The organism is Streptomyces sp. NPDC046977 (assembly GCF_040644455.1).
GTDB lineage: Bacteria > Actinomycetota > Actinomycetes > Streptomycetales > Streptomycetaceae > Actinacidiphila.
In genome coordinates, this window is the sequence record NZ_JBEYWO010000008.1 from 273,151 (window position 1) to 298,764 (window position 25,614).

General features: G+C 72.2%; 26 protein-coding genes. 11 read left to right on the forward strand and 15 right to left on the reverse strand.

Going from position 1 to position 25,614, the window contains the following annotated elements:
- Nucleotides 1–90: 90 nt before the first annotated feature.
- Both ABZ883_RS15445 and clpS read right to left on the reverse strand, forming a co-directional pair.
- Entirely contained in the window at nucleotides 91–666 is a 576-nt protein-coding gene (locus ABZ883_RS15445) for a DUF2017 domain-containing protein (RefSeq protein WP_360906122.1), read from the reverse strand.
- 79 nt (nucleotides 667–745) lie between these two features.
- The gene (clpS, locus tag ABZ883_RS15450) at nucleotides 746–1,057 is read right to left on the reverse strand and encodes an ATP-dependent Clp protease adapter ClpS (protein ID WP_319664455.1); all 312 of its coding nucleotides are present in this window, start codon (nucleotides 1,055–1,057) and stop codon (nucleotides 746–748) included.
- An 82-nt stretch (nucleotides 1,058–1,139) separates the two neighbouring features.
- On the opposite strand from clpS, the gene ABZ883_RS15455 reads away from it, so the two are divergent.
- Together ABZ883_RS15455 and ABZ883_RS15460 are read left to right on the forward strand one after the other, a co-directional pair.
- On the forward strand, nucleotides 1,140–2,474 hold the full coding sequence (locus tag ABZ883_RS15455) for a nicotinate phosphoribosyltransferase (protein WP_360906123.1): 1,335 nt from the start codon (nucleotides 1,140–1,142) through the stop codon (nucleotides 2,472–2,474).
- 71 nt (nucleotides 2,475–2,545) lie between these two features.
- On the forward strand, nucleotides 2,546–3,139 hold the full coding sequence (locus ABZ883_RS15460) for an isochorismatase family protein (protein WP_360906124.1): 594 nt from the start codon (nucleotides 2,546–2,548) through the stop codon (nucleotides 3,137–3,139).
- Between the two features lie 14 nt (nucleotides 3,140–3,153).
- On the opposite strand, the gene ABZ883_RS15465 is transcribed toward ABZ883_RS15460, so the two are convergent.
- Nucleotides 3,154–3,483 carry a hypothetical protein gene (locus ABZ883_RS15465; protein WP_360906125.1) on the reverse strand — a complete coding sequence of 110 codons (330 nt, stop codon included), beginning with the start codon at nucleotides 3,481–3,483 and terminating at the stop codon, nucleotides 3,154–3,156.
- A gap of 75 nt (nucleotides 3,484–3,558) precedes the next feature.
- Complete coding sequence (locus ABZ883_RS15470) at nucleotides 3,559–5,835, reverse strand: immune inhibitor A domain-containing protein (protein ID WP_360906126.1); 2,277 nt, start codon at nucleotides 5,833–5,835, stop codon at nucleotides 3,559–3,561.
- 397 nt (nucleotides 5,836–6,232) lie between these two features.
- On the opposite strand from ABZ883_RS15470, the gene ABZ883_RS15475 reads away from it, so the two are divergent.
- Complete coding sequence (locus ABZ883_RS15475) at nucleotides 6,233–6,514, forward strand: hypothetical protein (protein ID WP_360906127.1); 282 nt, start codon at nucleotides 6,233–6,235, stop codon at nucleotides 6,512–6,514.
- 79 nt (nucleotides 6,515–6,593) lie between these two features.
- On the opposite strand, the gene ABZ883_RS15480 is transcribed toward ABZ883_RS15475, so the two are convergent.
- The 3 genes from ABZ883_RS15480 to ABZ883_RS15490 all read right to left on the reverse strand — a co-directional run bounded on the left by ABZ883_RS15480 (nucleotide 6,594) and on the right by ABZ883_RS15490 (nucleotide 9,309).
- Nucleotides 6,594–7,253 (reverse strand): RDD family protein, encoded by a 660-nt coding sequence (locus ABZ883_RS15480; protein WP_360906128.1) that lies wholly within the window; start codon nucleotides 7,251–7,253, stop codon nucleotides 6,594–6,596.
- Between the two features lie 79 nt (nucleotides 7,254–7,332).
- On the reverse strand, nucleotides 7,333–7,986 hold the full coding sequence (locus ABZ883_RS15485) for an RDD family protein (RefSeq protein WP_360906129.1): 654 nt from the start codon (nucleotides 7,984–7,986) through the stop codon (nucleotides 7,333–7,335).
- A 63-nt stretch (nucleotides 7,987–8,049) separates the two neighbouring features.
- Nucleotides 8,050–9,309: an RDD family protein gene (locus ABZ883_RS15490; RefSeq protein ID WP_360906130.1), complete on the reverse strand. Its 1,260-nt coding sequence runs from the start codon at nucleotides 9,307–9,309 to the stop codon at nucleotides 8,050–8,052.
- A gap of 408 nt (nucleotides 9,310–9,717) precedes the next feature.
- On the opposite strand from ABZ883_RS15490, the gene ABZ883_RS15495 reads away from it, so the two are divergent.
- Entirely contained in the window at nucleotides 9,718–10,209 is a 492-nt protein-coding gene (locus ABZ883_RS15495; RefSeq protein WP_360906131.1) for an SsgA family sporulation/cell division regulator, read from the forward strand.
- 21 nt (nucleotides 10,210–10,230) lie between these two features.
- On the opposite strand, the gene ABZ883_RS15500 is transcribed toward ABZ883_RS15495, so the two are convergent.
- Both ABZ883_RS15500 and hppD read right to left on the reverse strand, forming a co-directional pair.
- The gene (locus tag ABZ883_RS15500) at nucleotides 10,231–11,598 is read right to left on the reverse strand and encodes an FAD-linked oxidase C-terminal domain-containing protein (protein ID WP_360906132.1); all 1,368 of its coding nucleotides are present in this window, start codon (nucleotides 11,596–11,598) and stop codon (nucleotides 10,231–10,233) included.
- Nucleotides 11,599–11,732: 134 nt separating this feature from the next.
- Nucleotides 11,733–12,878, reverse strand: a complete 1,146-nt coding sequence (gene hppD, locus ABZ883_RS15505; protein ID WP_360906133.1) for a 4-hydroxyphenylpyruvate dioxygenase — start codon at nucleotides 12,876–12,878, stop codon at nucleotides 11,733–11,735.
- Nucleotides 12,879–13,024: 146 nt separating this feature from the next.
- Between hppD and ABZ883_RS15510 the strand changes: the two genes are divergently transcribed.
- From ABZ883_RS15510 to ABZ883_RS15540, 7 genes are all read left to right on the forward strand, one after another.
- Nucleotides 13,025–13,501: an Lrp/AsnC family transcriptional regulator gene (locus ABZ883_RS15510; RefSeq protein WP_360906165.1), complete on the forward strand. Its 477-nt coding sequence runs from the start codon at nucleotides 13,025–13,027 to the stop codon at nucleotides 13,499–13,501.
- Between the two features lie 45 nt (nucleotides 13,502–13,546).
- Nucleotides 13,547–14,194: an ABC transporter permease gene (locus ABZ883_RS15515; protein WP_360906134.1), complete on the forward strand. Its 648-nt coding sequence runs from the start codon at nucleotides 13,547–13,549 to the stop codon at nucleotides 14,192–14,194.
- Complete coding sequence (locus ABZ883_RS15520) at nucleotides 14,187–15,428, forward strand: betaine/proline/choline family ABC transporter ATP-binding protein (protein ID WP_360906135.1); 1,242 nt, start codon at nucleotides 14,187–14,189, stop codon at nucleotides 15,426–15,428. Before ABZ883_RS15515 ends, ABZ883_RS15520 begins: the two co-directional genes overlap by 8 nt.
- Nucleotides 15,425–16,282, forward strand: coding sequence for an ABC transporter permease (locus tag ABZ883_RS15525; protein WP_360906136.1), 858 nt, complete (start codon nucleotides 15,425–15,427; stop codon nucleotides 16,280–16,282). Before ABZ883_RS15520 ends, ABZ883_RS15525 begins: the two co-directional genes overlap by 4 nt.
- Nucleotides 16,279–17,259: a glycine betaine ABC transporter substrate-binding protein gene (locus ABZ883_RS15530; RefSeq protein ID WP_360906137.1), complete on the forward strand. Its 981-nt coding sequence runs from the start codon at nucleotides 16,279–16,281 to the stop codon at nucleotides 17,257–17,259. Before ABZ883_RS15525 ends, ABZ883_RS15530 begins: the two co-directional genes overlap by 4 nt.
- A 70-nt stretch (nucleotides 17,260–17,329) precedes the next feature.
- On the forward strand, nucleotides 17,330–17,941 hold the full coding sequence (locus ABZ883_RS15535) for a winged helix-turn-helix domain-containing protein (RefSeq protein ID WP_360906138.1): 612 nt from the start codon (nucleotides 17,330–17,332) through the stop codon (nucleotides 17,939–17,941).
- A 24-nt stretch (nucleotides 17,942–17,965) separates the two neighbouring features.
- On the forward strand, nucleotides 17,966–19,246 hold the full coding sequence (locus ABZ883_RS15540; protein ID WP_360906139.1) for an MFS transporter: 1,281 nt from the start codon (nucleotides 17,966–17,968) through the stop codon (nucleotides 19,244–19,246).
- A 173-nt stretch (nucleotides 19,247–19,419) separates the two neighbouring features.
- On the opposite strand, the gene ABZ883_RS15545 is transcribed toward ABZ883_RS15540, so the two are convergent.
- The 6 genes from ABZ883_RS15545 to ABZ883_RS15570 all read right to left on the reverse strand — a co-directional run bounded on the left by ABZ883_RS15545 (nucleotide 19,420) and on the right by ABZ883_RS15570 (nucleotide 25,562).
- Nucleotides 19,420–20,208, reverse strand: a complete 789-nt coding sequence (locus ABZ883_RS15545) for a S16 family serine protease (RefSeq protein WP_360906140.1) — start codon at nucleotides 20,206–20,208, stop codon at nucleotides 19,420–19,422.
- A 58-nt stretch (nucleotides 20,209–20,266) separates the two neighbouring features.
- Nucleotides 20,267–20,932 carry a helix-turn-helix domain-containing protein gene (locus ABZ883_RS15550; RefSeq protein ID WP_360906141.1) on the reverse strand — a complete coding sequence of 222 codons (666 nt, stop codon included), beginning with the start codon at nucleotides 20,930–20,932 and terminating at the stop codon, nucleotides 20,267–20,269.
- Nucleotides 20,933–21,228: 296 nt separating this feature from the next.
- Nucleotides 21,229–23,031 (reverse strand): DEAD/DEAH box helicase, encoded by a 1,803-nt coding sequence (locus ABZ883_RS15555; protein WP_360906142.1) that lies wholly within the window; start codon nucleotides 23,029–23,031, stop codon nucleotides 21,229–21,231.
- A gap of 587 nt (nucleotides 23,032–23,618) precedes the next feature.
- A complete protein-coding gene (locus ABZ883_RS15560; protein ID WP_360906143.1) occupies nucleotides 23,619–23,984 on the reverse strand; it encodes a Fic family protein in 366 nt (121 codons plus the stop codon).
- A gap of 17 nt (nucleotides 23,985–24,001) precedes the next feature.
- Entirely contained in the window at nucleotides 24,002–24,202 is a 201-nt protein-coding gene (locus ABZ883_RS15565; RefSeq protein ID WP_360906144.1) for a hypothetical protein, read from the reverse strand.
- Nucleotides 24,203–24,233: 31 nt separating this feature from the next.
- Nucleotides 24,234–25,562 carry an MFS transporter gene (locus ABZ883_RS15570; RefSeq protein ID WP_360906166.1) on the reverse strand — a complete coding sequence of 443 codons (1,329 nt, stop codon included), beginning with the start codon at nucleotides 25,560–25,562 and terminating at the stop codon, nucleotides 24,234–24,236.
- Between the last annotated feature and the right edge of the window lie 52 nt (nucleotides 25,563–25,614).

A 25,614-nucleotide genomic window follows, 5' to 3' on the forward strand; every position in this document is an offset into this window, starting at 1 on the left:
GCGGGCGTACGACCGGGACACGACAGGCCAACGCGGGGGGACCGGAAGGGCGGTGCGAGGGGGGCGGAGCGCGGGCGGCGGGCTCCGCGCTCACACCTGGAGGGTGGCCACCAGACTCTCCTGGAGGCCGCCGAGCCACAAGTAGGCGAGGACGAGCGGCTTGCGCTCGTCGGAGTCGGGGAGGTGGTAGAGCTCGTTCTCCTCGTCGTCGGTGACCTCAAGCCGCGACCCCAGCGTCAGCCGCAGGTCGTTGAGGGTCCCGAGCCACTGCAGCGCCTCGGCCTCGGTCAGGGTCAGCACCGCTCCCCCGCGGCGGCCCGGGCTCAGCGCGTCGAGGCTGCGCACCACCGCGAGGGCGTCGCCGCGCTTGCGGGCGCGCAGGTCGTTCTCGGTGAAGCGGCGGAACTCCGCGGAGTCGGCGGTCTCCTCGTAGGCGTCGGGGAACAGCCGGGCCAGGGCCGGGTCCTGCGGGGGCTTGGTCGGGCCGTCCTCGAAGAGGCCGGCGAACGGGTCGGCGGGTTCGCCGTCGCCGGTGCCGCTGTCGGCGTCGCCGGGCCCGATCAGCTCCAGGAGCTGGACGGCCAGGTTGCGCAGGATGGAGATCTCGACCTCGTCGAGCGCGACGGCGGCGGTGCCACCGGGCGTGGACTCGAAGTACCCGGGCATGTGTGTCTCAGCCGTCCTCATGGCGCTCGGCGGTGGTGGTCTGCGTGATCGGCGGTGCCGTCCGGCGGTGCGGTGGTGCTCAGCGGTCCTGGGTGAGCGTGGCCCACAGCCCGTATCCGTGCATCGCCTGCACGTCGCGTTCCATCTCCTCGCGGGTGCCGCTGGAGACCACGGCGCGCCCCTTGTGATGGACGTCGAGCATCAGCTTGGTGGCCTTGTCCTTCGGGTACCCGAAGTACGCCTGGAAGACGTACGTCACGTAGCTCATCAGATTGACCGGGTCGTTGTGGACGACGGTCACCCAGGGAACGTCCGGGGACGGCGCCTCGAAGGGGGCCTCGCTCGACTCGGTCCGTTCGATCTCTGCGGGGGCGACACTCACGGCTCCCATGCTGTCACCAGATCGCGCCCGCAGGGAAACCGGCCCCCGAGAAATCGTCACTCTGACGAGAGTTGGGGGTAGCATCCTCGCCATGAGCTCTGCAGACCTGGGGCTGCCCGTGGCCGTCCCCTCCACCGCGCTCTTCACCGACCGCTACGAGCTGACCATGCTGCAGGCCGCGCTGCGCAGCGGCGCGGCCGACCGCCGTTCGGTGTTCGAGGTGTTCACCCGCCGGCTGCCCGAGGGGCGCCGGTACGGGGTCGTGGGCGGCACCGGCCGCCTGCTCGACGCGGTGGAGAACTTCCGCTTCGACGACGACATCCTCGGCTTCCTGGAACGCGAGCGGGTCGTCGACGCCGCCACCTTGAAGTGGCTGGCGGACTACCGCTTCCGCGGCGACGTCGCCGGCTACCCCGAGGGCGAGGTGTACTTCCCCGGCTCCCCGATCCTGCGGGTGGAGGGCACCTTCGCCGAGGCCGTCCTGCTGGAGACGGTCGTGCTGTCGGTCCTCAACCACGACAGCGCCATCGCGGCCGCCGCTTCCCGGATGGCCGTGGCCGCCGCCGGCCGTCCGCTGATGGAGATGGGCGCCCGCCGGGCGCACGAGCTGGCGGCGGTGGCCGCCTCGCGCGCCGCATACATCGGCGGTTTTGTCTCGTCGAGCAATCTGGCCGCCGGTTTCCGGTACGGCCTGCCCACCATCGGCACCAGCGCGCACGCCTTCACCCTGCTGCACGACAGCGAGCGGGACGCCTTCACCGCACAGGTGGAGTCGCTGGGCCGCGGCACCACCTTGCTGGTCGACACCTACGACGTGGCCGAGGCGGTCCGCGCGGCCGTCGGGATCGCCGGCCCCGAGCTCGGCGCGGTGCGCATCGACTCCGGCGACCTGCTGCTGCTCGCCCACCGGGTGCGGCAGCAACTGGACGACCTCGGCGCCAAGGACACCCGGATCGTGGTGACCTCCGACCTGGACGAGTACGCCATCGCCTCGCTGGCGGCGGCGCCGGTCGACGCGTACGGCGTGGGCACCTCCGTGGTCACCGGCAGCGGCCACCCGACCTGCTCGATGGTCTACAAGCTGGTCGCCCGGGCCGCCTCCGACGCCCCCGACGCGCCCCTGGTACCGGTCGCCAAGAAGTCGATGGGCGGCAAGACCAGCGTCGGCGGCCGCAAGTGGGCAGCACGACGGCTGGACGCCGACGGCGTCGCGGAGGCCGAGGTGGTCGGCACCGGTCCGGTGCCGGCGGCGCTCGCGGACCGGCAGCTGCTGGTGCCGCTGGTGACGGGCGGCGAGGTCGTGGCCCGGGAACCGCTGGAGGCCGCGCGCCTGCGGCATGTCGAGGCCCGCGCCGGTCTGCCGCTGTCGGCGACTCAGCTCTCCCGCGGCGAGCCGGCCCTGCCGACGGAGTACGCCGGCTGGTGAGGCCCCCTGCCGCGGACGGGACGCGGTACGTACAGTCGATGGACCGCGAGCAACGGAAGGACGGATCCCTGATGCACCGGGCACTGATCGTCGTGGACGTGCAGAACGATTTCTGCGAGGGCGGCAGTCTGGCGGTCGCCGGCGGCGCGGGGGTGGCCGCCGCGATCACCGACCTCATCGGGGACGCCACGGCCGGTTACCGCTGGGTCGTGGCGACCCGCGATCTGCACATCGAGCCCGGCGACCACTTCTCCGAGCGCCCGGACTACGTCCACACCTGGCCGGTGCACTGCGTGGCCGGCACCGAGGGCGTGGGCTTCCACCCCAACTTCGCGCCGGCGGTCGCCTCCGGCGCGGTGGACGCGGTCTTCGACAAGGGCCACTACTCGGGCGCGTACAGCGGCTTCGAGGGCGCCGACGAGAACGGCACGGGCCTGGCGCAGTGGCTGAGCGCGCACGGGGTGAGCGAGGTCGACGTGGTCGGCATCGCCACCGACCACTGCGTGCGGGCCACCGCGCTGGACGCGGTCCGCGCGGGTCTGCGCACCCGGGTGCTGCTGGACCTGACGGCCGGGGTGATGCGGGAGACGACGGACCGGGCGACGGACGAGCTGCGGGCCGCCGGCGCGGAACTCACGGGCAAGCCGGTCGTGGGCGCGGCGTAGGTCGTGCTGCCGTCCTAGTGGGCGGCGGGGCGCCGGGCGGTCGGGCCCAGCAGGGCCGCGATGGACTGCCAGGGCTCGGCGGGGGCGGCGGGGATGCGCCGCCAGACCAGGCCGTCGGGGTGGTGCAGGACGGCGTTGATCTCGTCGCCGGTGGGCGGTTCGAGGTTGCCGGCGAGGCGGGCGGTGCGAAAGCCCAGGTTGCGCAGCCGGGTCAGGGCGCGCTGCCGGTTCGCGGAGACGACGATCACCCGTATGTGGTCGTCGGGTGAGCCGCCGGGCGAGGGCAGCCGGAGGGCGACGATGACGTCGCCGCTCGGGAGCCTGGTGAACCCGCCGCTGGCCATAAGCACATGATCTGCGGATCGGCCCCCGTCCACCAGGGGACGGGGGCCGATCAGGTCACTTCGAGCGATGTGCGATCACTTGCGGGACGGGCTGACCATGATCGTGATAGAGCTGCCGTCCCAGGCCTCGAACATGATCGTGATACGGGTGTTGGTGGGGGACACCTTCACGCCGCCGGTCGGGTTCTTGGCGGACCAGTACGAGTACTTGTCGTCGAAGACCCGGTTGCCGGCCTGGCTCGGGATCCGGGTGGCGACGCCGTCCTTGTGCAGGGTGACGGCGTCGGTGTGGTGCGTCGAGAACGTGGAGTCGTAGGCCTGCACGCGGTTGCGCTGCAGCGTGCCGTCCTTCCACAGCAGCGGCGTGGGGTGGGCGTCGATCGGGAGGACCTTGCCCGCGCCCGGGTGCGCGCTGACGTTGTTGTCGGTCATCGAGGTGTCCCACAGCCAGATCAGCAGGCCGGTCTGGTACGCGTAGTGCTCGACCCAGTTCTCCTTGGTGGTGGCCCAGCCGAAGTTGTACGGGCCGGACTTGAGGGTCTTGTCGTACGAGACGTACTGCCGGTTCTCGGCGATGTAGTACTGCGGGTACTCCGACGAGAAGGTGGAGCCCTTGGCGGTGAAGCCCTTGGCGGTCCAGCCGTTGTCACCGTTCTCGGCGCCGTCGCTGAACACGGTCGCGCCGTCGGCGGTCAGCGTGATCGCGTCGGCCAGGAAGCCCTTCTGGGCCACGCCGCCGTCGCTCTGGTAGCGGAAGCGGAGCTTGACCGACGAGCCGGCGTACGCGTCCAGCGGGAACGCCATGTCCTGGTAGGAGGCCGCGGTGCCGGTCAGGGCCGGCTTGCCGCTGGCGTCGCGCGGGAGCGGGGCACCGCCGACGGTGCCGTCCAGCGCGGTCCAGGTCGCGCCACCGTCGGTGGACGCCTCGGTGTAGAGGTAGTCGTAGTTCTCCTCGATGTCGTACCAGCCCTTGAGGGCCAGGCTCGCCGAGGTCTTGCCGGTGAGGTCGACATCGCGGGTGAGGGTGTTGCTCAGGTTGTCACCGCTGCCGCTCCACCACTGCTTGGTGCCCTCGGCCGGGGTGGCGAGCTGCGTGGTCACGGTCTTCTTGGGGAGGGTGACGACCAGGCCCTGCTTGTTGCTGGTGTTGTACTCCGAGACACCGAGAGTGGCGCCCGACCTCGTGCCGGCCTTGGCGGTGGCGTAGTTGAGCCAGCCCAGCTGCAGCTTGTCCCAGGCGGTCATGTCGCCGGGCAGGTCGCCGATGGCGTCCTTGCCGGTGCCGAGCCAGGAACCGGACGACATCAGCGTCCAGAAGCCGGTGGAGTTCTCGGCGGTGTTGGTGGTGTCGTAGTGGTCCGGCAGACCGAGGTCGTGGCCGAACTCGTGGGCGAAGACGCCGAGGCCGCCGTTCTCGGGCTGCACGGTGTAGTCGCCGACCCACACGCCGGTGTCGCCGATCTGGGTGCCGCCGAGCAGGTTGCCGGCCGGGCCGGTCGCGCCCGCGTCGGTGCCGAAGGCGTACCACCGGTGGGCCCAGATCGCGTCCTCGCCCTGGGCGCCGCCGCCGGCGGACTCGTCCTCACCGGCGTGCACGATCTGGAAGTGGTCGATGTAGCCGTCGGGCTCGTTGAAGTTGCCGTCGCCGTCGTAGTCGTAGCGGTCCCACTGGTCGTACTCGGCCAGCTTCGCCTTGATCTGGGCGGCGGAGTCACCGGCGGCCTTGCGGGCGGCGACCCACTTGTTCACCGCGTCGGCGACGAGGTTCCAGGTGCAGGTGTCGCACTTGTTGCTGCCGTAACGGGCTTCGTTCCAGTCGACCTTGACCCAGTCGGCGACCTCGCCGGAGACCGAGTAGCGGCCGGAGGACTGCTTCTCGTAGTACTTCGCCATCGACTCCTTGCTGGAGGAGTGCGAGAAGTACAGGTCCTGGAAGTGCTGGCGGTTGTAGTCCGCCTGCCACGCCGTGCTGTTGTCCTTGCGACGGTCGGGCTTGGCTATCGAGTTGTGCGCGGGACCGGTCGTGCCGCCGTACGCGGGGTCGGTCTTCGTCCCGAACTCGGCAAGGATCACGAAGATCTTGTCGGTCTTCTCGCGCTTGAGCTCGACGTACTTGTTCGCGCCGAGCTTCACCACGCCCGAGGCGCCGCGGTCCTCGACCTTGGACTTGCCGGATATGACCTGTTCGATCGCCTGCTGGCGCTGGGACGCCTGACGCTCGCTCAGCGGGCCCTTAAGGTCGTGCGCGACCCGCTCCGCCCGAGCCGGGTCCTTCCGCGCGGCGCCGGCCTGAGAGTCGGCCTGGGCTGCCGCGACGGGGAAGGCGCCGGCACCTATTGCGGCGATCGCCACGGCCAGAGCGGCGGATCTGATGGTCCGTCGGTGGCTTATCACTGTGATTTGACCTCCCTAGGGTGAGGCCATTGCACCGGAGTGACGTGAGAAAAGACAGATCTTGACTTGGTCATGACCGACAAGTACGGTGAGCGACCGGTCCGTTGCGCATAGCGGACGTTCCGGGCTGCCCAAGCGGCCGGACAGCGGGCAGAGTTGGGTCCTCCGAAGATCGCGATGCGACCCCCTGCGCCCCCCATGCTTCCGTACCGTGGGTTAGGTCACGCTTACCGGATGTTCCGTCCGGGCATCCCGAAACGTAGAGTCGGTGGACGGCGTGCCACCTGTGAACGACCCGAAAGACCGCCCTGGCCGACGCTTCGACACCATCGACGTACACAAGGACGGATCTGCCATGCCGCGTCCCACCCCCGCCCAGATCTCCTACGGTTCCGCGACCGTGGTGCTCTCGACCCTGGCGATGCTGCTGCTGTCCGAGGCGCGTTCGGGCACCGGCGTCGCGGTCATCGCGGCCGCCGGGCTGCTGCTCGGCGTGCTGGTCGCCGTCACGGTGCCGCTGCCGGCAGCCGCCGGCCGCCGCGCCCGCAACGGCGCTCCGGCCGCGGCACCGGTCCCGCGCCCACGGGTGCGCAGCGCCGCCGAACCCCGCGTCGAGGAGCACTCGCTGCACCACTGAGCGGTCCGCCGCACCCGCCGGCACGACAACGGCCCCGGAGCCTTCGCTCCGGGGCCGTCGTACGTGTCCTTGCCGTCGGTCAGACCTTGACGACGACGGTCTTGGCCGCCTTGTCGTGCCAGCACTGGCGGTAGGGCTTGTCCCACAGGTGCCACAGCGCGTTGAGCAGTGAGGGGATGGCGCCGAGGCAGGGGATCAGGTTGCTGACCACACCCAGACCCGCGTACACGCCGGCCCTGGTCCAGGCCGCGTCACCGGGGACGGCGCCGTCGGCGAGCCGCGCCACCCGGATCTTCATGACCTTCTTGCCGACCGTCTGCCCGGAGGTGCGCAGCATCAGCGCCTCGTACAGGAAAATCGCGACGCTGAGCAGCACCGAAGCAAGGAACGTCTTGCCGAAGCCTCCGGAGAAGCCCACCACCGCGAACACAACGACGACAACCGGAATCAGGATGAGGCCGTCGATCAGCCGGGCGAGGAAGCGCTGGCCGCTGTCGGCCAGCGGCGGCATGCCCGCCAGGGCCGGGTCCACGGGCATCTGGCCGTAACCGGCGGGCGGCGCCTGCGGGTAGCCGTAGGGCGACCCGGGCTGCTGCGGGAACGGCGGCGGCTGCTGCTGGTCATAGGGGTTCTGGCCCTGAGGGTGAGGCTGCTGGCCGTACGGATTCTGGCCGTACGGATCCTGACCCCCCGAGCCGCCCTGCGGGTAACCGTATCCGGGCGGTTGATTCGAACTCATAGAGTGAGTAAATCAGCCGGACATGACGTCGCATAGTGGCAATACGTCACGGCCCTGCGACGATCGTCGCGCTGATGTCTCACGCCGCGGAGACCACCACGGTTTGCCCGGCTTTGTCGTGCAGGCACTGCCGGTACGGCTTGTCCCAGGTGCACCACAGCACCTCGATGATCCAGAAGATCGAGCCGCAGCACGGGATGACCGGCACCAGGGAGTAGACCGCCTCGCGTTTGAGCGCCGCCGGGGTCGAGGGGTTGGTGCCGTCGGCCAGCATGCCGACCCGGACCTTGAGGAGCTTCTTGCCCAGGCTCTGCCCGTAGCGGGTCAGCATCAGGACCTGGTAGACGAGGTAGACCACCGCGTAGATCACGCCCTCGGCGAAGCTCTTGCCGTAGCCGCTGGTGTAGTCGTAGGCGCCCCAGAACGCCCAGGTGATCGCGTAGATCGGGATGCCGATGATCAGTCCGTCGACGATACGGGCGAGCAGCCGGCGGCCCCGGTGCGCCAGCGGCGGCATCCCCGCGAGCGGGTCGGGCGTGGGCGCACCGCCGTACGGGGTGTCGTACGGACCGCCCTGCGGGGCGCCGCCGTAGGGGCCGCCCGGGTAGACGGGGGGCGGCTGGTCGTACGGCCCGCCGCTCGCCGGCGGAGTCCCGGACGGCGGCGGCGGGGAGGGCTGCTGCGGCTCCTGGGGAGGCTTCGCGAACGGGTCCTCGGGCCGGTCGGTGCTCATGCCCCGAGTGAAACCCGGACGCCGTGGGGACGCCTCCGGCGTGGTCCGTTCGGGTGCCGGTTCTCAGCGGTCCGCGGCCACGAAGGTGCGCGCCGCCTTGTCGTGCCAGCACTGGCGCCACGGTCGGTCGAAGGCGCACCACAGCAGGCCGAGGAAGCCGATCAGCAGGGCGGCCGGCACGGTGCGTGTGAGCCAGCGCAGCAGCGACCTGCCGAAGCCGGGTTCGTGCCGGCCCTCGATGTCCAGCACGCGCAGACCGAACAGCTTCTTGCCGAGGGTGCGGCCCCATGCGGCGGTCGGCACCACCTCGAACAGCACACCGGCGACGAGCGCCACACCGAGGACGATGCCGAGCTGCGTGGCCGTCGTGCCGTCGATGAACCACACGGTGACCGTCTCGCCCGACAGCCGGGCGGCGTCCATCTTGTCCTGGACGTGCTCGTACACGGCGGTGCCCAGCGGCACGGCGGCCGCGGCGACGATCGCGCCCGTCAGCAGCGAGTCCACGATCCGGGCGAGCAGCCGCTTGCCGAGCGAGCCGGGGCGCGGCTGTTCCCGCGCGGAGGCGAACGGGTCGGCGGGGACGGGCCGCCGCGGGGCGGGTGTGCCGGGGGCCTGTCCGCCCGTCCCGCTGCCGCCGCTGCCCGCGGCGCCGTTCTGCGCGGGCACCTGGGGCTGTCCCTGGCGGGCCAGTTCCTGCACCTGCTGGGCCCAGGGGACGGGGTTCGCGCCCTGTGCCGCGGGGGCGCCCGCGGTGGGCGCGGAGGCGATGGCCGGGGCGGGCGCCGGACCGGGGGCCGGCGGGGGCGCGGGGACCGGCGAAGGTGCCGGGGCGGGAGCGGGCGCGGGCGCGGAGACGGAGGCGGCCGTGGGGGTGGGAGTCGGGGCGGGCGCAGGGGCGGGCGCGGCGGCCTGGGGCGCGCCCCCGTGCTCCTGTGCGCCCCACGAGATCCGCGGGGACGGCTCCTGCCGCGCCGGGTCGGCCGCCCATTCCGAGACGGACGGCCCGCGTTCGACCGCGGGCGCCTGCGGGTCCTCGTCGAGGAACATCGGACCCGACTCGTCCACCGCGGGGGTGCGGCGCACCGGCGGCGCGGGAGGGGCGGGCGCCACGGGTGCCGGAGGGGCGGCGGCCACCGCCGGGCCGGAGACGAGCAGCGGGGCACCGGTGGGCGGCGCGAGGTTCTCACCGGGCTGCGGCGCGGGGCGGCTGGTGCCGGGGACCCACGAGGAACCGTTCCAGTACCGGATGTAGCCCGGGATGGACGGGTCAGGGTAGTACCCGGGGCCCGGCACACTCCCGCCGCTGATTCCGGAGGTCATCGGTGGCAACTCCCATCACGTCCCGTCACGGCCACGCGCTCGGCCGGTCCGCCGCCCGGCGGTCCAAGGAGGACATTAACGAAGAACGCCCCATCCGGAAGAAAGAAACGAGGCCCGGCCCAGGATCCGCATTCCAGGGCATTTCATCGGACCGGACCGGCTACGCTTCCCGCTTGACGGGTGCCCAGGGGAGCGGGTGACCCGCCGTCAGGCCGTGCCGCGACCGGCGAACCATGTGTGTATCGCATGCATGCAACTGCCGTCACACCTTCGGGAAAAGTCTTCCCGATCATGGGAAGCCGCGTAATGGTGAGTGCCCAATGCGCTCTCTCCCGGTGCGGGCCCCGCGCAGCACCTCGCCGCGCACTACCGCCAGGGGCCTTGTGCCGAGGAAAGGACGACGACGCCATGCAGACCGTGGTGGAACGGGAACTGGAGATGAACCTGGTGCTGTCGCCGGAGCGCAGCATCGCCGTGCCGGCCCGGCTGGCCTACCGGGTCGAGGACCCCTTCGCCGTGCACATCGCCTTCCACATCGGGTCGCAGTCCCCGGTGAACTGGACCTTCGCACGGGAGTTGCTCGTCGAGGGGGTGTTCCGGCCCTGCGGCCACGGGGACGTGCGGATCTGGCCGACCAAGACCGACGGGCGCAGCGTCATCTGCATGGCGCTGAGCTCGCCGGACGGGAACGCGCTGCTGGAGGCGGCGTCCATGCCGGTGGCGGCGTGGCTGGAACGCACGCTGCGCGTGGTGCCGCCGGGGACGGAGCTGGACCACCTGGCCATGGACGAGCGCCTGGACGAGCTGCTGGCCCCGACCGCGGGCACGGCCGGTGAGCCGCGGGACGACCTGTGGCTGCGCGATCCGTGGTCGGGGCTGGACGAGTCCCCGGAGGCCTAGGGCCTGGTGCGGGCGCGGCCTTCAGAACAGCTTGCCGGGGTTGAGGATGCCGAGCGGGTCGAAGACCGCCTTGACGCCGCGCTGCATCTCCATGCCCACCGGGCCGAGTTCGCGGGCCAGCCACTCCTTCTTCAGCACGCCCACGCCGTGTTCGCCGGTGATCGTGCCGCCGAGTTCGAGCCCCAGCGCCATGATCGCGTCGAAGGACTCCCTGGCCCGCCGGGACTCCTCGGGGTCGGCCGCGTCGAAGCAGACGACGGGGTGGGTGTTGCCGTCGCCGGCGTGGGCGCAGACACCGATGGTCAGTTCGTGCTTGGCGGCGATGGCCGCGACCCCGTCGAGCAGGGCGCCGAGCCGGCCGCGCGGCACGCACACGTCGTCGATCATCGTGGCCGTGGAGACCCGCTCCAGCGCGGGCAGCGCCATCCGCCGCGCCTGCAGCAGCATTTCGGACTCCACGGCGTCCTCGGCGGGGACGACCTGCGTGGCGCCCGCGGCCAGGCACAGCTCCCCCACTGCCGCCAGGTCGGCGGCCGGGGCGGGGGTGTCGAAGGCGGCCAGCAGCAGGGCCTCGGTCGACTCGGGCAGGCCCATCGCGGTCATGGCGTTGACCGCGCGCACCGTGGTGCCGTCCATGAGCTCCAGAAGCGACGGCACATGGCCGCCGGACATGATGGCGCAGACCGCGGCGCACGCCGCCTGCGCGGAGGGGAACTCGGCGACCATCGCGAGCTGGGCGGGCGGGGCCGGCCTGAGCGCCAGGATCGCGCGGACGACGATGCCGAGGCTGCCCTCGGAGCCGACGAACAGCCGGGTCAGGTCGTAGCCCGCGACGCCCTTGGCGGTACGGCGCCCGGTGCGCATCAGGCGGCCGTCGGCGAGCACCACGTCCAGTCCGAGCACGTACTCGGCGGTGACGCCGTACTTCACGCAGCACAGGCCGCCGGACCCGGTGCCGATGTTGCCGCCGATGGTGCACTGCTCCCAGCTGGAGGGGTCGGGCGGGTAGTACAGCCCGCGTTCGGCGACGGCACGGGACAGCGCGGCGTTGACCACCCCGGGCTCGACGACCGCGACCCGGTCGACGGGGTCGATCTCCAGCACCCGGTTCATCCTGGTGAGCGACAGCACGATGCAGCCCTCGGACGCGTTGGCCGCGCCCGACAGGCCGGTGCGGGCGCCCTGCGGCACCACGGGCACCCGCAGCGCGGTGGCGGTCCGCATGATGTGCCGGACCTCCTCGACGGTCCGCGGCAGGCAGACGACGGCCGGCGCTCCGGCCGGGCAGAAGCTCGCCATGTCGTTGGCGTAGGAGGTGGTGACGTCGGGGTCGGTGAGGATCGCCTCGGCGGGAAGCCCGGCGCGCAGCCGTTCGATGAGATCACCCATGCCCACAGCCTCGCACCGCCGGGGGCGGCGGGGAAGGACGCCTGCCGGCGCCCGGGGCACGGAAAACGGCCGGCGCCGGACCACGCCCTCCCCCGCGGGGGCGCGGTCCGGCGCCGGAATTCACGGCGAAGGGATCAGAGGTTGCCGCGGCGCTCCTGCTCGCGCTCGATCGCCTCGAAGAGGGCCTTGAAGTTGCCCTTGCCGAAGCCCATCGAACCGTGGCGCTCGATCATTTCGAAGAAGACGGTCGGGCGATCCTGGACGGGCTTGGTGAAGATCTGCAGCAAGTAGCCGTCTTCGTCCCGGTCTACGAGGATCTTCAGCTCCCGCAGGGTCTCGATCGGCACGCGGGTGTCGCCGGCCCACTCGCCGAGGGTGTCGTAGTAGGAGTCGGGCGTGTCGAGGAACTCGACGCCGGCCGCGCGCATGGCGCGCACGCTCGCGACGATGTCGTTGGTGGCGAGCGCGATGTGCTGCACGCCGGGGCCGCCGTAGAACTCCAGGTACTCGTCGATCTGCGACTTCTTCTTCGCGATCGCGGGCTCGTTGATGGGGAACTTGACCTTCAGCGTGCCGTCTGCCACGACCTTCGACATCAGGGCGGAGTACTCGGTGGCGATGTCGTCGCCGACGAACTCCTTCATGTTCGTGAAGCCCATGACGCGGTTGTAGAAGGTGACCCACTCGTTCATCTTGCCGAGCTCGACATTGCCGACGCAGTGGTCGATCGCCTGGAAGAACCGCTTGGCCGGCGGCTCCACGATCGGTTCGGCGGCGACGTAGCCGGGCAGGTACGGGCCCTTGTAGCCGCCGCGCTCCACGAGGGTGTGGCGGGTCTCGCCGTAGGTGGCGATGGCGGCGAGGACGACCGTGCCGTACTCGTCCGAGACCTCGCGCGGCGCCTCCAGCCCGGTCGCGCCGTGCGCGAGGGCGTAGTCGTACGCGGCGCGGACGTCGGGGACCTCCAGCGCCAGGTCGACGACACCGTCGCCGTGGGCGGCCACGTGCTGCTCCAGGAAGCGGCCGTGGTCGGTCGCGGCCCGGACGACGGAGGTGAACACGAACCGGGCGCTGCCGGACTCCAGCACGTACGACGCGGTCTCGCGGCTGCCGTTCTCCGGTCCGGAGTAGGCGACGCGCTTCATGCCGAAGGCGGTCGAGTAGTAGTGCGCCGCCTGCTTGGCGTTGCCCACCGCGAAGACGACCGCGTCCATCCCCTTGACCGGGAACGGGTCGGCGTCGCCTGCGGTGCCGGGGGTGTGATCCAGGGTCTCAGTCATGGCGCCAGCCTCGCCCCGGGGGCCAAGGTGCGCAATAGTTCCAGGAACCAGTGCGCAATCTGTACAGCGGTTCGGGCATAACGGGCGGCATTCTGCACAGAGTGACCACTGTCACAACGGCGACCACACGAGGGCGGCGGGACACCATGGGCATCGACCGACTGGACGGCCGGCTGATCGCGCTCCTCGCGCGGGAGCCGCGGATCGGGGTACTGGAGGCCTCCCGGCGGCTCGGCGTGGCCCGCGGCACCGTGCAGGCGCGGCTGGACCGGCTTCAGGCCAATGGGGTGATCCGGGGCTTCGGCCCGCAGGTGGACCCGGCGGCGCTCGGCTATCCGGTGACGGCGTTCGCGACGCTGGAGATCAAGCAGGGCCAAGGCCCCGATGTGCGCGCCCACTTGAGGGCGGTGCCGGAGGTGCTGGAGCTGCACACCACGACCGGCCAGGGGGACATGCTCTGCCGCCTGGTCGCCCGGTCCAACGCCGATCTCCAACGTGTGATCGACCGGGTTGTGGGTTTTGATGGCATCGTGCGGGCCGCCACGGCGATCGTCATGGAGAATCCGGTCCCGCTCCGGATCATTCCGCTGGTCGAGCAGGCGGCACGGGACGCGGAACCGTGACCGGCGCCGCCGGCGGCGGGCGAGGCAGGCAGGTGGTGAGGCCGGATGAGCTTCTGGGCGTACCTCACCAGCCGCCGCGAGCAACTGCTGGCCGACGCCTACCAGCAGGCCAGCCTGGTCTTCCAGTGCATGGTGCTGGCCACCGCGATCGGGGTGGCGGTGGGCGTGCTCAGCTACCGCCGCGGCTGGACCGCGGGCCTGGCCGTCACCTCCACCGCGACGATCCTCACCATTCCCTCCCTGGCGCTGATCGGTCTGCTGATCCCCTGGCTGGGCCTCGGCGTCCCCCCGACGGTCACCGCGCTGACGCTGTACGGGCTGCTGCCGGTGGTCCGCAACACGATCGTGGGCCTGCGCGGGGTCGACCCGGCCCTGGTGGACGCCGCCCGCGGGATCGGCATGTCGCGCCCCGCGGCGCTGGCCCGGGTGGAACTGCCGCTGGCGTGGCCGCCGATCCTGACCGGCATCCGGGTGGCGACGCAGATGCTGATGGGCATCGCCGCGATCGCCGCGTACGCCTCGGGTCCGGGCCTGGGCAACGAGATCTTCCGCGGCATCGCCTCGCTGGGCAGCGCCAACGCCCTCAACCAGGTGCTGGCCGGAACGATCGGCATCGTCGTCCTCGCGCTGCTCTTCGACGCCGCCTATGTGCTGATCGGGCGGCTGACCATCCCGAGGGGGATCCGTGGCTGAGGCGGCGGGCGCGACCATCGAGCTGGAGCAGCTGACCAAGCGCTACCCGGGCAGCGCGGAACCGGCCGTGGACAGCGTGTCCATGGAGATCAAGGCGGGCGAGACGGTGATCTTCGTCGGGCCGTCCGGCTGCGGCAAGTCCACCACCCTGAAGATGATCAACCGGCTGATCGAGCCGACCTCGGGGCGCATCCGCATCGGCGGCGAGGACGTGACCGACATGGACCCGGTGAAGCTGCGCCGCAAGATCGGCTACGCGATCCAGTCCTCCGGGCTCTTCCCGCACATGACGGTCGCGGAGAACATCGCCCTCGTCCCCCGGATGGTGGGCTGGTCCCGGGCGCGGGTGCGGGACCGGGTCGCGGAGATGCTGGACCTGGTGGGCCTGGACCCCCGCGAGTTCCGGGGCCGCTACCCCCGCCAGCTGTCGGGCGGCCAGCAGCAGCGGGTGGGCGTGGCGCGGGCGCTGGCGGCCGACCCGCCGGTGCTGCTGATGGACGAGCCGTTCGGCGCGGTCGACCCGATCACCCGCGACCACCTCCAGGACGAGCTGATCCGGCTCCAGCACGAACTGCACAAGACCATCGTCTTCGTCACCCACGACTTCGACGAGGCCATCAAGCTCGGCGACCGCATCGCGGTGCTGCGCGAACGCTCCCACATCGCCCAGTTCGACACCCCGGAGGCGATCCTGACCAACCCGGCCGACGACTTCGTCTCCGGTTTCGTCGGCGCGGGCGCGGCCCTGAAGCGGCTCAACCTCACCCGGGTCCGCGACGTGGGCGTCGCCGACTTCCCGACGGTGAGCGTGGACGACCCGCTGCAGTCGATCTTCGACCGGCTGCGGGCGTCGAGCCTGACCAACGAACTGCTGCTGCTGGACCGCAAGGGCCGCCCCTACAAGTGGCTGCGGCGCGGCGACCTCATGCGGGCCAAGGGCTCCCTCGCACGTGCGGGAACGCTCGTGGGCGACACGGTCACCCGGGACGCGACACTGCGGGACGCCCTGGAGGCGGTGCTGACCGACAGCAGCGGCCGGGTCGCGGTCACCGGCCGGCGCGGGGAGTTCACCGGCGTGGTGGACATGGAGACGCTGCTCAACTCCGTCCACGAGATGCTGGAGGCCGACCGGCTGGCGGCGCTGGAGCACCGGCACGACCTGGAGGAGCTGCGGGCCCCGCAGACCCGGGCGGAGCAGGAGGGCGCCGACCACGAACCGGGGGCGCGCGCATGACGGGCCGCAGGGGCGCCGCGGACGCCGGCCCCCCGCCCGCCCCGGGGGACGGCGGAACCCCCGGAGAAGGGGGACCAGGGGAATCAGCGGAGCCGTCCGCGCCCGGCGCCCCGCCCGGGCGGTGGCCCACCTGGCGGCACCTGGTGATCACCCCCGCCGTGCTGGCCGCCGTCCTCGTCGCCACCTATGTGTGGATCACATCGGTGCACCTCGACTCCATCGCCGCGAACGCCCTGGCGGGCGACACCGTCCGGGTGCGGCTGTGGCAGCACGTCGAGCTCACCGCGTACTCCACCTTCTGGGTGCTGGTCATCGCGATCCCGCTGGGCACCGCCCTGACCCGGCGCGGGCTGCGGGCCGCGGCGCCCGTCGTGACGGCGGTCGCCAACATCGGGCAGGCGACCCCGGCCATCGGGATGCTGGCGCTGCTGGTGATCTGGCTCGGCATCGGGCCGCGCACGGCCCTGGTGGGCATGGTCGTCTACGCCGTGCTGCCGGTGCTGTCCAACACCATGGCGGGGCTCAGAGCGATCGACCCGACGCTCGTCGAGGCCTCGCGCGGCATCGGGATGTCGGCACTGGGCACCTTGTCGCGGGTCGAACTGCCGCTGGCCGTACCGCTGATCCTCGCCGGGGTGCGCACGGCGCTGGTGCTGAACGTAGGCACGGCGACGCTGGCCACCTTCGTCGGCGGCGGGGGTCTGGGCGACATCATCACCACCGGCATCGTCACCCAGCGCATGCCGGTGCTGATCCTGGGCTCGGTGCTGACCGTGGTGCTGGCGCTGCTGGTGGACTGGCTCGCCTCGCTGGCCGAGCAGATGATGCGCCCGCGCGGCCTGGAGGAGACATGAGCCGCCGGCGCACCGCCGTGGCCCTGGCCTCCTGCGCGGCGCTGCTGGCCGCGGCGCCGGGCTGCGGGCTCAAGAGCGGCAGCCCGCTGGCCGACGACGTCCGTCCCGGCAGCCTCGGGCGGGGCCTGCCGCTGAAGGGCGCGTCGCTGACGGTGACGTCCAAGAGCTTCAGCGAGCAGATCATCCTCGGCTCGATGATCGGGCTGGTCTTCAAAGCCGCGGGCGCCGACGTACGGGACCGGACGAACATCCAGGGCTCGATCGGGGCCCGCGAGGCCGTCCGGTCCGGCGACGCGGACGCCATGTACGAGTACACCGGCACCGCGTGGATCACCTACCTCGGCAACGACAAGCCGATCACCGACCCTCGGGCGCAATGGCAGGCCGTCCACGACGCCGACCTGAGGAACGGCATCACCTGGCTGCCGCCGTCCACCCTCGACAACACCTACGCGCTCGCCACCACCCGGGCGAAGAACCGCCCCTACGGCCTGCGGACCCTGTCCGACGTCGCCGCGCTCTCGCACCGGAAGCCGTCGGCCGTCACCTTGTGCGTGGAGAACGAGTTCGCCTCCCGCGACGACGGGCTGCCCGGCATGGTGAAGGCGTACGGCATGAACCTGCCCGCCTCCCACATCCGCAAGATGGACACCGGCGTCATCTACACCCAGATCCCGAAGCCGGGTTCCTGCCTGCTCGGCGAGGTCTACACGACGGACGGCCGGATCGCCTCCCTGCACCTGGAGGTCATGGAGGACGACAAGCACTTCTTCCCCAACTACGACGCCGCGCCCGTCGTCAACAGCAAGGCCCTGAAGCGCTGGCCGGCGATCCGGGACCTGCTGGACCCGGTCTCGCGCAGGCTCACCACGGCCGTGGGACGCGAACTCAACGCCAAGGTCGACGTGGAGGGCGAGGACCCGCGCCAGGTCGCCAAGGAGTGGCTGGTGAAGGAGGGCTTCATCACGGAGGGCTGAGCGGCCCCAGTGGCAGGGCGGCGCAAAGAAGTCGTTGCAAAGAACTCTTTGCACCCTCTACGGTGGACGCGTGCCCGACGAACCCACCGCCGACGCCCCCGGCCCCCGCGTCGTCAGCCTCGACCCGCGCACCCTGCGCGGGCTCGCGCACCCGCTGCGCATCCGGCTGCTCGCCGCCCTGCGCGAGTACGGACCCGCCACCGCCTCCGGGCTCGCGGCCCGGCTCGGCGAGTCCAGCGGCGCCACCAGCTACCACCTGCGGCAGCTGGCGACGTACGGATTCGTCGAGGAGGACCCCGGGCGCGGCACCGCCCGCGAACGCTGGTGGAAGGCCGCGCACAGCGGCACCCGCTTCAACGCGGCGGGCTTCCTCGCCCACGAGGACCCCGATGTGCGCGCCGCCATCGGCCTGTTCGGCCGGGAGGTCGCCGCGGCCCACGCCGAGGAACTCACGACGTGGCTCGACACCCTGGGCGACTGGCCGCCGCAGTGGCGCGAGGCCTTCGACCTCAGCGACTTCGCCCTGCGGCTCACGCCCGCGCAGGCCCGCGCCCTGCGGGCCGAACTGCACGCCGTGGTGGAGCGCTACCGCGACACGGACACCGAACGGCCCGACGACGACGGCGGCGACGCCGCGCTCGTCCACGTCCACCTGCACGCCTTTCCGCGCGCCGCGGACTGACCGCACCGACCACGGGGGACCCGCATGGACACCGGAACCGGCATATCCGACGGCACCGAACGGGCCACCGGGCCCGCACCCGATCCGCGGCCGCTGCGGCTCGTACTGGCCGCCAACGTCGTGTCGATCAGCGGCAACGCGCTCACCGTGCTCGCCGTCCCGTGGTTCGTGCTGCAGACCACCGGCAGCGCCGCCCGTGCGGGACTGGCGGCCTTCTGCGGGACCCTGCCGGTCGTCATCTCCGCGCTCGGCGGCGGACCGGTCATCGACCGCTTCGGACGGCGCAGGACGTCGGTGGTCTCCGACGCGGTGTGCGGGGTCGCCGTGGCCGCCATCCCGCTGCTGCACTTCGCCGGGGTGCTGCGCTTCTGGCAGTTGTGCGCGCTCATGGCGGTCAGCGGGCTCTTCCACGCCCCCGGCGAGACCGCCCGCGACGTGCTGCTGCCCGTGCTCGCCGAACGCGCCGGGACACCGCTGGGGCGCGCCGCGGGCTACTTCGACGGCGCCTCACGCGGGGCACGCATGCTGGGCGCCTCGCTCGGCGGGGTGCTCATCGCCGTCCTGGGCGCGGAGGCGGTGCTGCTGGTGGACGCGGCGACCTTTGGAGTCTCCGCACTGCTGATCGCCTTCGGCATCCGCGGACTGCGCGGCGCCGAACCGGCCCGGGACGCGGCACCGGCCTCCCTGCGCACCTACCGGGCCGAACTGCGCGAGGGCCTGGTCTTCCTCGTCCGCAGCCGGCTGCTGCTCGCCATCACGCTGATGGTCATGGTCACCAACGGCCTCGACGTGGGCTGGAGTTCGGTGCTGCTGCCCGTGCACGCCGAACGGGAACTCGGCGGCTCGGTCCAACTCGGCCTGCTCTCCGGCCTCTTCGGCGCCGGCGCCCTCGCCGGGGCGCTGGCGTACGGCGCGCTCGGCCACCGGCTGCCCCGGTGGCCGGTCTACACCGTGTGCTTCCTGCTGTGCGGGGCGCCGCGGTTCCTGGTCGCCGCCTGGGTGCCCGGCTGGGGCGCCCTTGCCGCCACGATGCTGATCGGCGGCCTGGCGGCGGGGGCGCTCAACCCGATCCTGTCCACGGTGACGTTCGAGCACATCCCCGACGAACTGCGCACCCGCACCCTGGGCACCCTGGGCGCCGGCGTCCTGCTCACCACCCCGATGGGCGGCCTCGCGGCGGGCTTCCTGGTGGACGGCGTGGGACTGCCGGCGGCACTGCTCGCCGTCGGCGCGGTCTACTTCGCGGCGACACTGTGCCCGCTGGTCTTCCCCACCTGGCGCACGATGGACGCCCGCCGCACGTAGGGCTGCCGCCTGGGCCGGGTCGTCACAGGGAGGCGCCCCAGGCACGGTACGCCGCCGGCGTTCGGCCCGAGGGGGTTGCCGCATCGTCCGCGGAGCCCGACCACGCCGACCACGGGACGACCCTCCGCCTCGCGATGCACCGCGCCAGGGAGCACCCCCAGCCGTAGCACGATCTAGCAGCTGGGGACCTTGCCGCCGCTCTCCAGCGCCTTGAGGGCGTCGATCGCGCCGTCGAGCGTGGTCACCGGCACCAGGCGCATCCCCTGGGGGAGTTCGGCCCTGGCGTCGGTGCACTCGCCCTTCGGCACGAGGAAGACCGTCGCCCCGTCGCGCCGGGCGGCCCGCTCCTTGAGCGGGACACCGCCGACCGCGCCGACCTGGCCGCCCGGCGTGATCGTCCCCGTACCGGCGATCCGGCGGCCCCCGGTGAGGTCTCCGCCGTGGCCGTTGCCGTTGATCTTGTCGATGATGCCCAGGCTGAACATCAGCCCGGCGCTCGGCCCGCCGACGTCCGCGAGGTGGAGGCCGACCTTCACCTTGGAGGGCGACAGCCCGAGGTGCGCCAGGGCGGCAGTGGTCGCGGCGTCCTGCGACTCGGTCATCTCCGCCTGGTTGTGCTTCTCGATCTCCTTGACGCTGCCACCGGTCGGGTAGACCGCGTCCCGCGGCATCGCCGCCTGGTCGGTGGCGAACCACGCCTTCAGCACATCACCGAACCGCACCACGGCGTCCGGGTTCGTCGCGGCGATCGTCGTCATCCGCAGCTGGCCGGAGGTGTCCCGCGTCGGGGTACCGCTGACGGTGATCACCGGCTGGCCCTGGTCGCTGCCGAGCACGTCGGCCGTCAGCCCGGGCACGACGATCGAGATCGGCAGGGGCGCGAACGCGGCGACCGCCAGCAGGGCGACGACGAGGGCCGCGCACACGGCGAGGGTCCGGCTGCGGGCGGTGGCGAAGGGCATGGGGTGAATGTAGTTCACCGCGCCGGGTGGGACGCGCCACGGGCCTCCCCCGCACCCGCTACCGCAGGGCGTCCGCGACCTCCACCGCCGCCTCCACCACCCGCGGCCCCACCCGCTCGGGCACCGAGTCGGCGAGCATGACCACCCCGACGCTCCCCTCTATCCCGGGTACGCCCACCAGCGGGGCCGCCGCGCCGCTCGCGCCGGCCTCCAGCTCGCCGTGGGTCAGGACGTAGCCGGGCCCCTCCGCGCAGCGCGGGTCGGGCTCGTACGGCTGTGTGTTGCGCCCGGCGAGGATCGCGCGGCCCGCGGCACCGCGGTCCAGGGAGTGCCGGAATCCGGTGCGGTAGGCGACGTGGTAGTCGGTCCAGCTGGGCTCGACGACCGCGACGGCCAGGGCCTCGGTGCCGTCGACCAGGGTGAGGTGGGCCGTGGCGCCGATGTCCTCGGCCAGGGAGCGCAGTGCGGGGAGCGCGGCCTCGCGCAGCAGCGGATGCACCTGGTGCGCCAGGCGCAGCACACCGAGGCCGACCCGGGCGCGGCCGCCGAGGTCGCGGCGGACCAGCGAGTGCTGCTCCAACGTGGCCAGCAGGCGGTAGACGACCGTGCGGTTGACGCCCAGCTTCATGGCGAGCTCGGTGACGGTGAGCCCGTGGTCGGTGTCGGCCAGCAGCTTCAGGACCCGCAGGCCCCGGTCGAGCGTCTGAGACGTCTCCGCGGTCACTGACGCCCCCTTCTCGTGAGTGGTGGCACTTCTCTCACGGCGGGGAGCATGCCGGTCCCACGGCAGGGCGCGGAGAAGCCACCGGTCGGTCTGGCGGTACCGGCTGCGCCCCGAGGCTGCGGGCCACGGCGCGTTGGGTGACCGGAACGGTAGCGATGCGTACCGCTCAGCGGAAGACTTCGTCCACAATCCGGTCATGCGACGGGGCGTGCCGACCCGTCGAACGCAAATCCTTCCGCCAACGACGCGTCACACCGCAAGATTCACAGCACACCTGACAACCCGTCACCGGCAGGTCAGCGCATCCGGGTGGCCCACTCCTGGACCTTCTTGATGCGCTCGTTGAGCTGCCCCGCCGTCGCCTCCGCGCTCGGCGGGCCGCCGCACACCCGGCGCAGCTCGTTGTGGATCACCCCGTGGGGCTTGCCGCTCTGGTGGTTGTACGCCGACACAAGGGTGTTGAGCCGCTTGCGGAGCTCCAGCATCTCCTTGTGGCTGACCACCGGGCGCCGCTCGGCGGGCAGTTCCAGCAGATCCGCCTCCGCGTCCGGCTTCTTGCGGCTGTGCGCGATCTGCCGCGCCTGGCGCCGCTGCAGCAGCATCTGCACCTGGTCCGGCTCCAACAGGCCCGGAATGCCCAGGTAGTCCTGCTCCTCCTCGCTGCCCGGATGCGCCTGCATGCCGAACTCGGCGCCGTCGTACAGCACCCGGTCGAAGACCGCGTCCGACTCCAGCGCCTCGAACGGCAGCATGTCCTGCTCGCCGGTGTCCTCGTCCTGCTCCTTCTCGGCCTCGGCGAGCTCCTTCTCGGACTCCGCGTACGGGTCCTCCTCGCCCTCCTTCTTCGGCCGGTCCAGGACGTGGTCGCGCTCGACCTCCATCTCATTGGCGAAGTCCAGCAGCATCGGAATGGTCGGCACGAACACCGACGCGGTCTCACCACGGCGCCGCGACCGCACGAAACGGCCCACGGCCTGCGCGAAGAACAACGGCGTCGAGATCGTCGTGGCGTACACGCCCACCGCCAGACGCGGCACGTCGACGCCCTCCGACACCATGCGGACCGCCACCATCCAGCGGTCCTCGCTCGCGCTGAACTCCTCGATGCGGGACGAGGCGTTCGCGTCGTCCGACAGCACCAGGGTCGCCTTGTGCCCGGTGATCTCGCGGATCAACTTCGCGTACGCCCGCGCCGACTCCTGGTCCGTGGCGATCACCAGCGCACCCGCGTCCGGGATCGACTTGCGGACCTCCGTCAGCCGGGTGTCCGCGGCGCGCAGCACATTGGGGATCCAGTCACCCGTCGGAGCCAGCGCGGTACGCCAGGCCTGCCCGATCGCGTCCCTCGTCATCGGCTCGCCCAGACGCGCCGCGATCTCGTCGCCCGCCTTCGTCCGCCAGCGCATGTTGCCGCTGTAGGAGAGGAAGATCACAGGGCGGACGACGCCGTCCGCGAGCGCGTTCCCGTAGCCGTACGTGTAGTCGGCCGACGAACGGCGGATGCCGTCGTTGCCCTCCTCGTACGTCACGAACGGAATGGGATTGGTGTCCGAACGGAACGGCGTACCGGTCAGCGCAAGCCGGCGGGTCGCCGGCTCGAACGCCTCCTGGCACGCCTCGCCCCACGACTTGCTGTCGCCCGCGTGGTGGATCTCGTCCAGGATCACCAGGGTCTTGCGCTGCTCGCACCGGTTGCGGTGCAGCATCGGGCGCACGCCCACACCCGCGTAGGTCACCGCCACGCCGTGGTAGTCCCGCCCCACCGGGCCCGCGCTGTACTCCGGGTCCAGCTTGATGCCTATCCGCGCGGCCGCCTCCGCCCACTGCTTCTTCAGGTGCTCGGTGGGGGCGACCACGGTGATCTGCTGCACCAGGTGGTTGTGGAGCAGGTACGAGGCCAGGGTGAGCGCGAAGGTCGTCTTGCCCGCGCCCGGGGTCGCGACCGCCAGGAAGTCACGCGGCTGCGTTTCGATGTACCGCTCGAGCGCGCCCTGCTGCCAGGCACGCAGCTTGCCGGCGGTGCCCCAGGGGGCGCGACCGGGAAAGGCGGGCGAGAGGTGGTGCGAGGCGCTGGCGCTGTGCGGGGCGGTGGTAGTCACGGTCTCCGGGTGACGGTCGGGGGGCGGGGGGCCGTCACAGCCTACCCGTGGGCGGCGTCCAGGGTTTTTCCCCCGCCCTCCCGCCCGTGTGCCCTGTGAAGTCACGCACCCCGACGCAAGTTGTAGGGGGCCGGGTACGGGCCTTCCGGGGCTGCCATTCTGGACAGCACATTTAGGTGCCTCAGGCACTGTCGGCTGCGTGCCCCGGGTCACGCACCCAAATATGCTCCACAGTCCAGAACGCCACCCCTCCAGCCCCGCCCCCTCCGTGAGCTTTCGCGCCTGATCCCCGGTGGGGGGTATGGACGGCACCGTGCTCGGGCACCCGTAGGCGCAGCGCCAACGACATGCTCCGCCGTCACCGCCAACAGACACCCCACCGGCCGTCAGTCGCCCCACCGGCCCCGGGAGGGGGTGCGCCGGGGTCCGCCCGCAGGCGACGAGCGGAGACTGCGGTGCGCAGCACGTTGGCGTAGACCGCGAGCGCCGAGGACGGACTCCGGAGCGGCGCCGACCCCCACAACGCACGCAGCGCAGGGCCCGCACTTACCGCGCCGGGCACTCGGGCGGGAGGGCGGGGGAAAAACCTAACGAGCCGCCAAGCCCCGCAGGGCCTCACCGATCGCACCCGGCTCCGCAACCGCCCCCGACGCCACCGCAATCACAAGATCGTAGGCCCCATCCTGGTCAGCCGACCGCAGGTCGACCCCGTTGATGTCGAGGAACACCGCCGCCGCCAGCCACGCGGTCCGCTTGTTGCCGTCCACGAGCGGGTGGTTGGCGGCGATGCCGTGCAGCAGGGCGCCCGCGCACGCGTAGAGGTCCGGGTACGCGGCCACGCCGAACATACGGGCGCGCGGCCGGTGGACGGCCGACGCGAACAGGCCCGGCTCGCGCACGGCCGGCGGCAGGCCACCGCACGCGAGTCGGGCGAGCTCCGTGACCTCGGCCACAGTGAGATGGCGCACACTCACTCCCCGAGCCTGCGCAGCAGATCCGCGTGGGCGTCCGCGAGCGCTTCCCCGGACGCCGTGACCGGGGCCGCGTCGGCCCCCTGGTAGGCGCGTACGGCCGTGCGCACGAGTTCGGCGACCGTGACGCCGTGCGCGTCGGCCAGGTCGTCGAGGGACTCCCACTCGGCGTCGGTGAAGACGAGGGTCAGCTCTTTCACACCGCGACGGTAGCCGCCCGGCGGGTTCGGCTCACCCCGATTTCGGACGGAGCCGTGCCGCCACGGCGACGCCCGCGAGGCCGAGCACGCCCAAGGGCAGGAAGACGGCGGCGAAGGCGCCCCGCGCGCCGCCCAGGGCGGCGAACGTGGTGCCCGCGGCGGCGACCAGGACGACGCTGGCCAGCGCGTCGGAGACCTGGAGCGCGGCGGAGTTGGCGCCGGCCTCGGAGGGCGGCGAGAGCTTGAAGAGGATGACGCTCAGGGAGGAGATGACCAGGCCCGCTCCCAGGCCGCCCACGGCCCACGCGGCGGCGGAGCTCCAGACCGGGGCGGCGCCGATCAGCGGCAGGGCGACGCCGGCCGTGGCGGCGGCCATGAGGAACATGCCGATGACGACCATGCGGTCCCGGTGCGGTTCGAGGCGGGGGCGGCCCTGGATCCAGGAGCCGATGCCCCAGGTGATGCCGCCGGAGGCGAGGGAGAGTCCGGCGAGGGTCGGCGACAGGTGCCGTTGCGTGACGAGCATGAGCGGCACGAAGGTCTCGGCGCCGAGGAAGGTGCCCGAGGCGACCCCGCGCAGCAGGACCACCGAGGGCAGTCCGCGCGCCGCGCGGAACGTGCCGCGCGGCAGCAGTCCGAGGGCCGCGGGGACGATGAGGGCCGCGCCGGCCGCCGCGAGGACCAGGGACAGCGGCCGCAGGTCCTGTCCGGCGTACTGCAGCAGCCCGGCGCCGGCGGAGACCGCCAGGGCGAGCCGGATGCGGCGGCCGTCGGGTGCGCGGCGGTCGTCCGGGGGCGGCTGGACGGGCATCCGGCGCATCGCGGGCAGGCCGATGAGCAGCGGGGGCACGATCAGGACCGGGATGGCGAGGAAGACCCAGCGCCAGCCGAACTGCTCGGTGACCGTGCCCGCCACGAGCGGGCCGACGATGGAGGGCACCACCCAGGACGCGGCGAAGCCGGCCATGACGGCGGGCCGCAGCCGTTCGGGGTAGGCCAGGCTCACGACGACGTACAGGGCGACGATGACGAGTCCGCCGCCGATCCCCTGGACGGCGCGGCCGAGGACGAACAGCCACATCGACTGGGCGGCGCCGGAGATCAGCAGGCCGGCGGCGAAGGCGCCGATGCCGGTGACGAGCGGCGCGAGCGGGCCGCTGCGGTCCGACCACTGGCCGCTGACGACCATGGCGAACAGCGAGGTCGTGAAGTACCCGGAGAAGGCGAAGGCGTACAGCGGCAGTCCGTGGAGTTCGCGCGCGGCGACCGGCATGGCGGTGCCGACGGCGGTGGCCTCGAACGCGATGAGCAGGACGACCGAGACCATGGCGAGGGTCAGCGCGCGGTAGCGGCTGCCCAGGACGGTGTCGGTACCGGGGTCCGGCCCAAGGAGGAGAGGTCTGTCTGAATTG